Genomic DNA, 12571 nt, shown 5'->3' on the forward strand with positions numbered 1-12571 from the left:
ACTGGAGCGACATCTAGCGGTATGCGCGTCCTCGTCACCGGAGCGACCGGCTTCGTCGGTGGCCACCTCGTGCCCGAACTGCTCGCGCGGGGCCACGAGGTGGTCGCCATGACCCGCGACGCCGACAGCTACGACGCGCCGGCCGGCGTCGAGGTCCTGGAGGGGGACGTCCTCGACCCGGACCTGGCCCTTCCGTCCGTCGACGCCGCCTACTACCTCGTCCACTCGATGCAGGCCGGCGAGGACTTCGAGGAACGGGACCGGCGGGCCGCCCGGAACTTCCGCGACGCCGTCGACGCCGCGGGCATCGAGCGCATCGTCTACCTCGGTGGCCTCGGCAACGAGGCGGAGGAGGAGCTCTCGGAGCACCTCCGGTCCCGGCGGGAGGTCGAACACGTCCTCGGGGAGGGCGACGCGGAACTGACGGCGCTGCGAGCGGCCATCGTCATCGGCGAGGGGTCCGCGAGTTTCCAGATCATCCGCCAGCTGGCGGCCCGCCTCCCGGTGATGGTGACCCCGTCGTGGGTCCGCACGGAGTGCCAGCCCATCTACGTCGACGACGTGGTGGCGTACCTCGTCGGGGTGCTGGAGACCCCAGAAACGGCCGGCCAGACCTACGAGATCGGCGGGCCGGACGTGCTCACCTATCAGGAGATACTGACCACGACGGCGCGGCTCATGCTCGGGCGCCCGCCGGTCATCGTCCCGGTGCCGGTGCTCTCCCCGGGGCTGTCGGCCCGCTGGCTCGGCCTCGTGACGGACGTGCCCGTCAGCGTCGCCAAACCGCTGGTCGACGGCCTGCGCAACCGCGTGGTCGTCACCGACGACAGCATCAGGTCGATAGTCGACGTGGACCTGACCCCCTTCGAGGAGAGCGTCCGTCGGGCGCTGCGCGAGTCCGAGAGCGTCGCCGAGCGGCCCGTCGAGGCCTAACCGCGCATCAGGTTCATCACCTCGTCGGCCACCTCGGGTTCGACGGCGACGACGTAGCGCTCGCCCGCGGTCAGCGTCGTGTCCGAGCGGGCGACCCGGTCGCCGTCCTCGTTCGAGACGACCACCGTCCCCGCCGGGAACCGGACCTGCGAGAGGGTCTTGCCGGCGGCCGGGGCCCCCTCCGCGACCCGAACCTGCAGGATGTCGAGGTTCCCCGTCGTGTCCACGAGGCTCTGGACGTCGCTGCCCAGTATCTCGTTGGCCGCGACCCGGGCCCCGGCCAGTTCCGGGAAGAGGACGGCGTCGACGAAGCGGGTGTACGACTCCTTGGCCGCGCTGTCGACGCGGGCGACCGTCCGCACGCCGTCGCCGTCGCTCAGCTCTCTGGCCTCCATGCACACGGCGAGGTTGAGGCCGCTCTCGCCGGTGAGACCGGCGACCACGTCCGCCCCTTCGACGTCGGCCTGTTCGAGGACGTCCGGGTTCGAGGCGTCCCCCTCGATGACCGTCGCGACGTAGGCGTCCGCGATGGTCTCACAGCGGTCCGGGTCCCGTTCGACGATGCGGACGTCGTGTCCGCGGTCGTCGAGGATCACGGCTGTCTGGAAGCCGACGCGTCCGCCGCCAGCGACGATGATGTCGAGTTTTCCGGTCATTAGTCGTCCTCCGCGGGCACTGTGGACTCCTCGACACCGGTCCCGCGCTCGGTGTCCGTTCGCAGGCGGTCGAGCACCAGATAGAACGCCCCGCCCAGCAGGATCCACGCGGCGCTGAGTCCGAGCGCCAGCGGGTCCGTCCGGACGAGGTACTCCACCAGGACGCCGGTCAGTACCAGATTGAGGACGATGCCGATGACCGGCGGCGCCGGGTAGAACGGCATCTCGTAGGGCCGGGTCATGTTCGGGCGCTCCCGCCGCAGCTTGATGACCGAGCCGTTGACGACGACAAAGGAGAGCAGGAAGAACAGGCTGGACATGTTGCCGGCGCTCTTCGTCGGCAGGCCGACGGAGGCCAGCATCACGACGGCGCTGGCGAGGATGGCGACGAACGGCGTCCCGTAGCGGTGGTGGATCTGGCCGAACCGCGGCAGGAGTTGGCCCTCTCGCCCCATGGAGAACGCCACGCGCGAGGAGGCGATGACGACGGCGTTCAGCGCCGTCAGCGTCGAGAAGACGGCCCCGAAGACGATGATCGCGCCGCCGTTCTGGATGACGGGGATGCCCGTCGGCATGAACTCTGTCGCGGCGGCGGCGATGCCGGCCTCGCCCGCCTCGGCGAGCCCCTGTGCCCCCAGCGTCCCGACGGCGACGGTCACCACCGCCAGGTACACCACGACGGTCGCCGCCAGCGAGACGAAGATGGCCTTCGGGATGTTCTCGCGTGGGTTCTCCACCTCCTCGGTGACGGTGGTGATGAGGTCGTATCCCTCGAAGGCGATGAACGTCAGTCCCATGGCCGGGAGTATCGCGGCGGCGCCGGCCCCCTCGGGGAACAGCGGTTGGAACTGCGCCGTCTCGAACATCGGCGAGGTCAGGCCGAAGGCGACGAAGACGAGCAGTATCGTGACCTTCGTCGCGGTGAATATCGTCTCGACGCTCCCGCTGGCGGCCGTCGAGACGGCGTTCAGCGCCACCAGCCCGAGGACGGCGACGAACGCCAGCGCGAACGACGCCGGGAGCGCCACGTCGACGAGCGGGAGGGCGATAGCGCCCACCTCGTCGGGCGGCGCGACGACGCCGTAGACGTGCAGGAGTTCGAGGAAGTTGGGGGCGAACCCCAGCGCGTACAGCGCCCCGGCGATCATGTACGCGAACCACAGCATCCACCCCATCAGGAACGAGGGGAGGTCGGCGAACACCTCGCGGACGAAGGCGTAGCCGCCGCCGCTCTTCGGGATGGAGGCAGCCAGCTCCGCGTACGAGAGGCCGGTGAAGGCCGTGACGACGCCGTTGAGCCCGAAGACGACGATGGCCGCCGGGCCGGCGATCTCGGCCGCCAGCCCCGTCAGCACGAAGATACCCGCGCCTATCATCGCCCCCATCCCTATCATCGTCGCGTCGAGCAGTCCGAGGTTGGCCTCGGGTGCGCGGTCAGACTGGCTCATCGGTGGCGGACGCCTCCGGTCGGTCGTCGGATTCGAGCCCCCATCGACCGCGTGTACGGTCCCCCGACACTTCTAACCGGGGTCCGGAGCCGGCCACGCCCCCCGAAACGGCACAAACAGTTATGATGGAGTGTTATGTACTGACATACCATGACGACCGCGTTTCTCGTGAGCACGGCGGTCATGGGGCTGTTCGTGGTCGCGGTGCTGAGCTGGGTGGCACGGAGTCGCGGCTGGTACCACTACTCGCCGAGCGCCGAGTCCATCGGCTGGGCACACGGCGGCGAGGGGGAGACACAGTTCGGAACGCTGTCCGACGACCCGCGGGTGCTCACCGTGGCGTTCACACTGCTCGTCGTCGGGTTCGTCGGCGGCGTCGTCCTCGTCGTCTCCGGGCCGGTCGAGATGCAGGCCGCGGCGGGGCTGGCCGTCGCCGCGGCCGGCGGGCTCGTCCTCGTGGGCTACCTCCTGCTGGGCGTCTACCTCTCCGCCACGCGACGGGGCCACCCGCGTTCGCTGGCCGTCGCCGAGTCCGCGACGGTGGCCGGCGTCCTCTTCCTGGTCGCCGTGACCGCACAGCTGCTGATGGGGTGAGTCCCCGGCGTCGACGCCGTGCCCGCCGACGGCCCGAGCCCCAACGTTCAAATGCGTATTTGTCGCACAGTCTGTCATGTCGATGGTCGTGCTGCCCGGGTGGCTCGTCGCCGTGCTGGAGGAGGTGGCGCTCGGTGGTGGGGCCCTGCTACTGGTCTGTGGGGGCCTCCTGTGTTACTTCGGGTGGGACCAGCGCCGAACGGCGTCGTTACTCGCCGACGCCGACCCCGTCTCGCCGGAGGCGGCAGAGCCGGGGACCCTCGCACGGGTCCGTGGGACGGTCACGGCGACGGCCGACGGGACGCTCGCCTCGCCGGTCGCCGACCGCGAGTGCGTGCTGGCCGGCTACGAGGTCGAGGAGCAGTCCGACACCCCGACCGACACCACGTGGGAGCGGGCCGCGTGGGGCGTCACGAGCGTCCCGTTCGCCGTCGACGTCGACGGCGGCCGACTGCTGGTCGACGTCGGGGACCACGTGGTCGGGAACGCGACAGACGACGTGTTCACGCCCGAGAGCGTGCTGGTGTCGGCGGGCGTCTCGACGCCCGAGGTCAGGTGCCGGTTCGAGGGGTTCGACACCCACCTCGAGACCGACTACGGGGAGGACCCGCCGCCGCGACTCGCGCGCTTTCTCGACGCGACCGACGGCCTCTCCACGGCCCCGATGGCGTCGGCACCGACCGTCGACGAGAGTCGCCGGCGCTATCGGGAGGGGTGGCTCCGGCCGGGCGACGAGGTGAGCGTCCTCGGGACGGTCACCCGGCGGGCCGACGCCGACACCGTCGCCGGCCGCCCGGACGAGATGGTCCTCACCGGCGACGAGACGCCGCTCCGCCTCTCTACGGACCCGCTGGACGAGGGCGACGGCGGGACCGGTGCCATCCTGACGGGCCTCGCTTTCGGGACCGTCGGCCTCGCCCTGCTGGCGGCGGTGCTCGTCTGGTGAGCCGGCCGACCGGCGCGGGACGGGCGCCCCCGGTCAGACGATGGAGTACGCGGCGGCGGCGGTCAGCGCGAGGGCGGCGACGGTGCCGCCCATGACCAGATACGTCACCGACCGGGGTTCCCAGCGCAGGTGCTGGTAGTAGGCGGCGACGCCGACGGCCTTGACGACCGACAGCACCATGATGACCCCGAAGGCCACCCAGTAGGCGCTGTCGACGAGGCCGGCGAACTCGACGACGGCCTGTGCGGTCGCGAAGGCGAACAACACGACGTATATGACGGTGTATCCTTTCCAGTCCATAGTGTCACCTCAGAGGATGTAGAACAGCGGGAACAGGAACAGCCAGACGATGTCCACGAAGTGCCAGTACAGCCCGAAGTACTCGATGGCCCTGTCGTCGCCCTGGTACGCCCCGTTCCAGGCCCGATAGGTCATGTACGCACAGATGATGAGCCCGATGGTGACGTGGGCGCCGTGCAGACCCGTGGTGAGGTAGAACGTCGACGAGGCGATGTTCGTCGAGAGGTTCCACCCGTTGGGGAACATCTCAGAGTGGATGTGGAACAGGTGTTGCCACTCCAGCCCCTTGTTGACGAGGAACCCGACGCCGAGCGCGAACGTCCCCGCGAGCGCCGCCGTCGTCCCCTTCCTGCTCTCGCGCTCGGCGGCGACCATCGCCAGCACGACGAGGAAACTCGACGTGAGCAGGAGGTAGGTGTTGATGAGCCCCGGCATCGTGACGTGTTCGGCCGGGATGAGGTCGTGGTGCCACTCCGTCCAGCCGTAGGCGACGCGGACGAAGGCGTACGACCCGATGAACGCGCCGAACAGGACGATGTCGCTGGCGAGGAACGTCCACATGCCGAGTTTCATCTTCTCGACGCTGGCGAAGGGCCACCGCTCGGCGATGGGCATCTCCGGCGCGTGGAACGGTTCGCGGGTCATCCCGAACAGCGCCCCGAAGGTCGCGAGGCCGCCGACGGCCGCCATCGAGACGTAGACGACGCTGCCCGTGCGCACGCCCGAGAGGCCGAGGAAGGCGACGAACCCGCCGAGGCTCACGAGGAACGGCCAGAAGCTGGCGTGACTCGCGTGCTCCTCGCCGGCCGTCTCGTGGGCGGGCGTCGCCGGCGTCGCGGTGGCCGCCGTCGTCACCGACGCCGTCCCGCCGTCGGCCGCGGTCCCGCCGTCGGCGGCGACGCCGCTCCCGCCGGACCCGCTCGTCCGTCGGGCGACTTCCTCGTCGTCCATGAACGAGAGCGACCCGTCGGCGTACGTCGGGACGCCGGGGAAGTTCTCCAGGGGCGGGGGCGAGGAGACGGCCCACTCCGCCGTCGTCGCGTAGGCCCACGGGTTGTCGCCGGCGTCCTCGCCGCGCCACAGCGAGACGAACAGGTTGTAGAACATGATGAGCATGCTCGCACCGAGGATGAACCCGCCGACGGTGGCCATCGAGTGCCATATCTGGAGGTCGCGGGAGTACTCGAACACCCGGCGGGGCGTCTCCCACGCGACGAACATCGGGAAGTACAGCAGGTTGAAGCCGACGAAGTAGACGGCGAAGTGTATCTTCCCGAGCGTCTCGTCGTACATCTTCCCGGTTATCTTCGGGTACCAGTAGTAGAGGCCGCCGAACAGGGCCGTCGCCCCGGAGACCATCACGTAGTGGAAGTGCGCGACCACCCAGTAGGTGCCGCGGAACTGGTAGTCGAGGACGATGGCGCCGAGGAAGACGCCGGTGATGCCGCCGACGATAAACAGTATCAGCGCGCCCAGCGAGAACAGGAACGGCGTCGTGAACCGGACCCGTCCCTTCGCCATCGTGTAGATGAGCGAGAAGACCATCAGGTCGAACGGCAGGGAGATACCGATGGTCGTCGCCATGAAGATGGTCTTGATGGGGAGGTTGATGCCCGTGAGGAACATGTGGTGCATCCAGACGACGAAGCTCTGGATGGCGACCAGCACCATCGAGATGATGAACCACTTGCGACCGACCAGCCGTCGCCCGGTGAACGTCTGGAAGCACTCGGCCATCACGCCCAGCGCCGGGAAGAAGACGATGTACACCTCCGGATGGCCGAAGAACCAGAACAGGTGGGCCCACAGCAGCGACGCCCCGGGGTTGTCGGCGTCGGTGGCCAGCGTCGAGCCGTCGTTGGCGAACTGGAAGTACGTCGTCCCGAGGATGTGGTCCGAGGCCAATATCATCAGCGCGGCCAGCAGCGCCGCGAACGCGAACAGCATCATCCAGACGGTGAGGTTGATAGACAGCGAGAAGATGGGGATGTCCCGCATCCGGAGGCCCTCGGCGCGCATCCGGTACATCGTCGTCAGGAAGTTCACCGACCCCAGCGTGACGGCGGCGGTGAACATGATGAGCGCGAGGACGACCGACGTCGCACCGAGTCCCTCACCGGGGATGTACGCCGGCGTATTGAGCGGCGCGTACATCGTCCACCCGCCCGCGAAGGTGGTCCCCTGGAAGAAGGAGACCCCCATCAGGATGCCCGAGAACAGGTACAGCCAGTACGACAGCGCGTTCAGCCGCGGGAACGCGAGGTCGTCGGCCCCGATCTGCAGGGGGACGACGTAGTTGGCGAACCCGAAGGCAAAGGGCGAGATGAACCAGAACACCATCAGCAGGCCGTGGGTCGAGACGGCCTGATTGTACCCGAGGGACCCCAGCAGGTCCGCGCCGGGCGTGATGAGTTCGAGACGGAAGAGGAGCGCCAGCAGGCCGCCGAAGACGAGGAAGAACAGCGCCGTGATGAGGTAGAGGACGCCGATGTCCTTGTGGTTGGTCGTGAGGAACCACCTGCTGACCGAGGACTTGGGCGGCAGGCCGTGGTCGTGGGCCTCGCTCATGCCGGGGCACCTCCCACGCTGGCGGCGGTCTGGTTCGACGACCCGTTCGCGGTGCCGTTAGTCCCCGCGTACCACGACCGGTACTCCTCCTGTGGCAGCACCTCGACGGGGGCGACCATCACGGAGTGCCCGCTTCCGCAGAGTTCGTAGCACTTCGCCTGGTACGTCCCCGTCTCGCTCGCGGTGAACCACGCGTCGGTGGTCTGGCCGGGGATGGCGTCAGTCTTGACCCGCAACTCGGGGATGCCGAAGTTGTGGAACACGTCCCGCGATGTCACCTCCAATCTGACCACCCGGTTCCGGGGCACCTTCAGGGTCGACGTCTCGTGGCCGTTCGGGTAGATGAACGCCCACCCGAAGCGGAACCCCTCGACCTGGACGGTGATGTCCTCCTCGCCCTCTATCGTCGGGCCGTCCTCGACGTAGGCCAGCGAACTGTACGTCCAGGCGATGAGCGAGACGACGATGATGGCGCTGATGCCGAAGGAGTAGAACACCTTCCGGCCCCCCGACCCGCCGGTGGGCATCTCTCCCATCGACGGCCGTTCGACCTTGTCGGCGTAGGGGTCCTCGCCCGCCGTCTCGCGGTACTTGATGGCGTGGTACAGCGTGTACGTCACCACCAGGACGCCGACGGCCGTCCCGAGGACGAGAAACACCTCGAAGATGCTGTTGAACACGTCGGCCGGTGCTCTGACGTCGCCGCCGTGGAGTGGGACGCCGACCACGGCGTGTGGTACCAAGTGACCCATCTTTTCCTCATGATTTTTTGTACCCCATATTAGGTATTGTGGACAGTTCACTTACATATACAGTGCGTTACCCGAACGTGTGCGCGAACTTTTTTGTCCATTGGCATGGTATAACACGACATGCCAGATACGTCACCGGGGGTCGAAGACCCGATGAACGGCGACTCGGTCGCCGAGAGCGAGGAGTTCGACAACCTACGCGGCATCCTCGCCGACGGCGTCGTCGGTGCGGCCGGTGGGCTGGTCGGCACGGCGATGATGAGCGTCGTCCTCCTCATCGCGCAGTCGCTGGGCGCGTTCAGCCTCTCTGACTTCGCCATCCTCACCGAGCTGGTGGGGTTGAGCGGCTACGTCCCCGAAGTGCTGTTCGGGTACATCGTCTTCCTCGGCGGCGGGATGTTCCCGTGGCCGCTCCTGTTCGCGTCGTTGAAAGAGTACCTCCCGGGGCGGTCCGACCCCGTCTCGGGGGCCTTCTTCGGCGCGGCGATGTGGACGGGGTTCGTCCTCGCGTTCTACACCGGCCAGTCCGGACTGGCGCTGGTGCTGTACGCCGTATTGACGCTGGCGGCCCACGTCGTCTACGGCGTCGGTCTGGGCGCGGTGTTCAACTACTTCGCGACGCGGCCGGACTCCATCGTCTGAGTCCCCGCGCTCGCGTGTCCCGGCCTTCCTCGACTACTCGCAGGGCCGGTTAGCGGGGGTACGTCGACGACGGACCGACGGCGGGCGAGACCGAACCGAGAAGAGCGACGTCCGGGCATCGACCGCTGGACGGGACGAGCGGACCGCTGCTCGGGCGCGGCACCGGGTGAGTCGACCGCGACCGTGCGTCGTCAGGCCTCGGCCTCCTCGGCGTCCGCGTCGGCCTCGGTGTCCGCGTCCTCGTCGGCCTCGAACTCCTCGAGCGTGCTCCGGAGCTGCGGGATGGTCGCGGTGAGGTCGCCGACCTGTTCGCGGGCCGCCTCGACGTCCGCGACGAGCTCCTCTATCGTTGCGATCTCCTCGGCGAGGTCGTCGGCGTCCTCGAAGGCGTCGGCGCGTTCGCCCATCGTGTACCACTTCTTGGCGTCCCGCAGGTGGTCCTCGGCGTCGCCGACGTCGAGTGCGCCCTTCAGCGCGTTGAGCACGCCCAGGGTGTTGTCGGCCTCGACGTCCCACACCGCGTCGGCGTCGGGGAGGGCCTCGCGGGCCTCGGCGAGCGACGCCTCGACGTCGCTCCGCATCTCGTTTGCGGCCTCGCCGAACAGTTCGTCGTCGTCCAGACTGGTCTGACTCATGGCTACCAGTTGACGTGGTGCAGGGTTAAAAGCCCGCCTGAAAGTGAAAGTGTAACCACCCGACGTCGGCGGGCGGGCGGGGCGAAAACCGAAAACCCCCTCAGTCGGTCACGTCGGCCCTGACCTCCGGGACCGGGTCCATCTCGGCGTCGATGGCGCCCAGCACGAGCATCGCGTAGTACCGCAGGAACGTCTGCAGCGGCACCTTGACGAGGTTCGCGGCGACGAGCATCGCCAGCGCGAACAGGGCGAGGACGAGGCCCGCCAGCACGCCGGCGACGAGTCCCTGTCCCAGCGCGAACCAGAGGACGGCGGCGGCGAGACCGAAGGGAATCAGCAGGACGACGAAGGCGATGGCGCCGGCGACGGCGCCGACGATGCCGACGCCGATGCCGAGGACGACGGAGAGGGCGAGGTACGCGAGGTACTGCTTCGGGTGCTCGCCGATGGAGGCGAGGAGCCGTCGCCACCCCTGCACGACGCCGTGGTCGCCCTGCAGCATCAGCGGCACGACGAACACCGTCGTGAAGCCGTTGACGACGCCGCTGACGACGGCGAACACGGCGAAGCCGAGAATCAGTAGCGTGGACGACGCGACGAGGGCTTCCGGACCGAGGTTGGCGAGTTCGCCGCCGGCGACGACGAGGAAGAGAACGAGGACGGCGCCACCGGCGAGCAACAGCGTCACGAGACCGAAGACGAGGCGGAACACGAGCAGCCGGACGCCGTTCCCGACGTTCTCGCCGAGGTACCGCCGGACGTGGACCTCCCGCTCGACGAGCGACTGGACGAAGACGAACTCCATGAAGTTGCTGAGCAGGCCGACGACCAGCACGAAGAGGACGAGGGCGAGCAGCGCGACGAGCAGGACGACGCCGGCGCCGGCCAGCGCCTCGGCACCGCCCGGCGGGAGGCCGGGACCGGGCGGCGTGAGCTGTGCCAGCGTGCCGTCAGTGACCGACGGAATCACGTCCAGCGTGCCGGTGAGCGCGAACTCGCTCCCGGAGCCGCTCGGTCCGGTCGGCCCCTGGCCGAAGTCGTTGAAGCTGTTCAGGCTGCGGGCGAAGTTCAGGCCGCTGCCACCGCCGCCGATGAAGAAGACGACGAACGCCAGTCTGAGCCACTTCCGCAGGTCAAACGGGAACAGGAACGCCTGCGTGGCGTCGATGGCGTCGTCGATGTTGTCTATCGCGTGGAGGGACATCACCGGAATTGCACGACCGGCGTGGGTAAAATTTTCGGAGCGCAGCGTGTCGATACCAACCGGCGACGCGTCACTCCCCGACCGAGTCGACCTGCATCAGCGGATAGCCGTCCTCCATCGCCATGCTGGTCTCGACGACACAGCCCTCGTAGTCGATGGTCATGGACACGTCGAGAAAGCGGCCCGTCAGTTCCGTGTAGTCGGCGCCGGCCGCCGCGATAGCCTCGCGGAGCGGGGCCTCGCGGACCTCGACGGTGACCGACTCGCAGTGCGGTTGGTTCTCGATGGCCTCTTCCATCGCCGTCGCCAGCGAGTCCGCGCTGTCGGGGCTCACGGGCGTCCCGGCGAACTGGTGGTACAGCGAACCGAACTTGATGCCGGCCTCGAAACAGGCGACCTGCGGCGTCGTCGGGTCCATACGGAATGGTCGGTCTGCCGGTACATAACGGAACCGCAAGCTACCTATTGTGCGCTGTCTATCCACCGTATACGAATGGACGACCCGGTTCTACTCACAGGCGCGGGCGGCGCGGTCGGGGAGGCCATCCTCGAAGGCATCGGCGACGCCTACGAGTGGAAGCTCATGTACCACAGTCCGCCGGCCGAGGAGCCGTCCCACGAGTACCTCGTCGGCGACGTCGCAGACGACGGGGACGTCGCGGCCGCCGTCGAGGGCGTCGGCGCCGTCATCCACCTCGCCGGGGACCCACGCCCCGAAGCCCCGTGGGACTCGGTGCTGGCGAACAACATCGACGGCACCCAGAAGATGTACGAGGCCGCCGTCGACGAGGGCGTCGAGAAGTTCGTCTACGCCTCCTCGAACCACGCCGTCGGCGCGTTCGAGACCGACCGCCGCACCCCCGATATGTACCGCGAGGACGACGACTTCCTGCTCGACGGGTCGGAGTTCCCACGCCCCGGCAACCTCTACGGCGTCTCGAAGGCCACCGGCGAGATTCTGGGCCGCTACTACCACGACGAACACGGCATCAAGGTGTGCAACATCCGCATCGGGAACCTCACCCGCGGCCACCCGCCCATCGACTACGAGCGCGGCCAGGCGATGTGGCTCTCCTACCCCGACTGCGCCCACATCCACGAGTGCGCGCTCGAGGCCGACTACGAGTTCGAGATCGTCTACGGCATCTCCGACAACGACCGGAAGTACTACTCCATCGACCGCGCCCGCGAAGTGCTCGGCTACCGCCCGCAGGACAACTCCGCCCACTTCGAAGGCGAGGACCGGGTCGTCGAACCGGACGCCTAGTCGAACAGGCCCCGCACGTCGTCGTCTTTCTGCCGTTCGCGCTCGACGTGGTCCCGGAGCCGGTGGTACACCACCGGCCGGTTCTCGCCGTCGCGGACGAACGAGAACAGGAGGCCGACGAACCGCCCCTCCCCGCGTTCGGCCAGTTCGTCGCGCGCGTAGTCGACGGCGTCGGCCACCACCGCCTCGTCGTAGCCGTCGGCCTCCGCAAGCACCGTGGCGGCGACGGCCGTCGCGTCGAAGTCCAGTGCCTCGTAGTCCAGCACCGCACCCTCGTGGGTCAGTTTCGGCGGGTGGTCCCAGTCGACGGCCTCGGGGTCCGCGGCCACCCGAGCGAGGAACGGCCGCACGTCGTCGAGGTTCACGCCGCGGTAGTCGGCCGGCAGGTCCGCGAGGTACTCGCCGGCACTCTCCGCGAGGCCCTGCGCACCCGACCAGTTCCCGTCGCGGCCGTGGTGGACGACGGCGGTGAACTGGATGAGGCCGTGGAGGAACCGCTCGTCGGCACCCTCGTCGAGTTCGAGCCAGTAGTCCTCCCACGCGTCGTGGGCGGCGTGGAACCGCCCGGCGTCGTAGACGGCGACACCGGCCCGGAGGTGGGCGTCCATGCGCGGCGCTACGTGTGG

The 12571-nt window shown here is 68.5% G+C and carries 14 protein-coding genes; 5 read left to right on the forward strand and 9 right to left on the reverse strand.

Annotation, left to right across the window (positions count from 1 at the left end; translation table 11 throughout):
* The first annotated feature begins 21 nt into the window (after positions 1-21).
* Positions 22-933 carry an NAD(P)H-binding protein gene (locus ACV7GQ_RS14560; RefSeq protein WP_470310941.1) on the forward strand — a complete coding sequence of 304 codons (912 nt, stop codon included), beginning with the start codon at positions 22-24 and terminating at the stop codon, positions 931-933.
* Here ACV7GQ_RS14560 and ACV7GQ_RS14565 read toward each other — a convergent pair.
* A complete protein-coding gene (locus tag ACV7GQ_RS14565) occupies positions 930-1589 on the reverse strand; it encodes a potassium channel family protein (protein WP_470310942.1) in 660 nt (219 codons plus the stop codon). The genes ACV7GQ_RS14560 and ACV7GQ_RS14565 overlap by 4 nt on opposite strands.
* Positions 1589-3037 carry an APC family permease gene (locus ACV7GQ_RS14570; protein WP_470310943.1) on the reverse strand — a complete coding sequence of 483 codons (1449 nt, stop codon included), beginning with the start codon at positions 3035-3037 and terminating at the stop codon, positions 1589-1591. The genes ACV7GQ_RS14565 and ACV7GQ_RS14570 overlap by 1 nt, the downstream gene beginning before the upstream one ends.
* Positions 3038-3187: 150 nt before the next feature.
* Here ACV7GQ_RS14570 and ACV7GQ_RS14575 point away from each other — a divergent pair, with 150 nt between their 5' ends.
* Positions 3188-3631, forward strand: a complete 444-nt coding sequence (locus tag ACV7GQ_RS14575; RefSeq protein ID WP_470310944.1) for a hypothetical protein — start codon at positions 3188-3190, stop codon at positions 3629-3631.
* 76 nt (positions 3632-3707) lie between these two features.
* On the forward strand, positions 3708-4577 hold the full coding sequence (locus tag ACV7GQ_RS14580; RefSeq protein WP_470310945.1) for a hypothetical protein: 870 nt from the start codon (positions 3708-3710) through the stop codon (positions 4575-4577).
* Between the two features lie 33 nt (positions 4578-4610).
* Here the strand turns inward: ACV7GQ_RS14580 and ACV7GQ_RS14585 are convergent, their stop codons facing one another.
* From ACV7GQ_RS14585 to coxB, 3 genes are read right to left on the reverse strand one after another with little or no spacing between them, the layout of a single operon-like run.
* Positions 4611-4877 (reverse strand): cytochrome C oxidase subunit IV family protein, encoded by a 267-nt coding sequence (locus tag ACV7GQ_RS14585; protein ID WP_470310946.1) that lies wholly within the window; start codon positions 4875-4877, stop codon positions 4611-4613.
* A gap of 9 nt (positions 4878-4886) precedes the next feature.
* Complete coding sequence (locus ACV7GQ_RS14590; protein ID WP_470310947.1) at positions 4887-7445, reverse strand: cbb3-type cytochrome c oxidase subunit I; 2559 nt, start codon at positions 7443-7445, stop codon at positions 4887-4889.
* The gene (gene coxB, locus ACV7GQ_RS14595) at positions 7442-8197 is read right to left on the reverse strand and encodes a cytochrome c oxidase subunit II (protein ID WP_470310948.1); all 756 of its coding nucleotides are present in this window, start codon (positions 8195-8197) and stop codon (positions 7442-7444) included. The genes ACV7GQ_RS14590 and coxB overlap by 4 nt, the downstream gene beginning before the upstream one ends.
* A 120-nt stretch (positions 8198-8317) precedes the next feature.
* Here coxB and ACV7GQ_RS14600 point away from each other — a divergent pair, with 120 nt between their 5' ends.
* Positions 8318-8839, forward strand: coding sequence for a DUF6789 family protein (locus ACV7GQ_RS14600; protein WP_470310949.1), 522 nt, complete (start codon positions 8318-8320; stop codon positions 8837-8839).
* A 191-nt stretch (positions 8840-9030) separates the two neighbouring features.
* On the opposite strand, the gene ACV7GQ_RS14605 is transcribed toward ACV7GQ_RS14600, so the two are convergent.
* The 3 genes from ACV7GQ_RS14605 to ACV7GQ_RS14615 form a co-directional block, all read right to left on the reverse strand.
* On the reverse strand, positions 9031-9474 hold the full coding sequence (locus ACV7GQ_RS14605; protein WP_470310950.1) for a DUF5790 family protein: 444 nt from the start codon (positions 9472-9474) through the stop codon (positions 9031-9033).
* Between the two features lie 100 nt (positions 9475-9574).
* Positions 9575-10678 carry a DUF7544 domain-containing protein gene (locus tag ACV7GQ_RS14610; RefSeq protein WP_470310951.1) on the reverse strand — a complete coding sequence of 368 codons (1104 nt, stop codon included), beginning with the start codon at positions 10676-10678 and terminating at the stop codon, positions 9575-9577.
* A 70-nt stretch (positions 10679-10748) separates the two neighbouring features.
* Positions 10749-11096 carry a dihydroneopterin aldolase family protein gene (locus ACV7GQ_RS14615; RefSeq protein WP_470310952.1) on the reverse strand — a complete coding sequence of 116 codons (348 nt, stop codon included), beginning with the start codon at positions 11094-11096 and terminating at the stop codon, positions 10749-10751.
* Between the two features lie 75 nt (positions 11097-11171).
* Between ACV7GQ_RS14615 and azf the strand changes: the two genes are divergently transcribed.
* Positions 11172-11945, forward strand: a complete 774-nt coding sequence (azf, locus tag ACV7GQ_RS14620; protein ID WP_470310953.1) for an NAD-dependent glucose-6-phosphate dehydrogenase Azf — start codon at positions 11172-11174, stop codon at positions 11943-11945.
* Here the strand turns inward: azf and ACV7GQ_RS14625 are convergent.
* Complete coding sequence (locus tag ACV7GQ_RS14625) at positions 11942-12553, reverse strand: DUF309 domain-containing protein (protein WP_470310954.1); 612 nt, start codon at positions 12551-12553, stop codon at positions 11942-11944. The two genes, azf and ACV7GQ_RS14625, sit on opposite strands and share 4 nt — an antisense overlap.
* Positions 12554-12571 lie beyond the last annotated feature (18 nt).

This window comes from Haloarcula sp. MBLA0163, assembly GCF_055632435.1.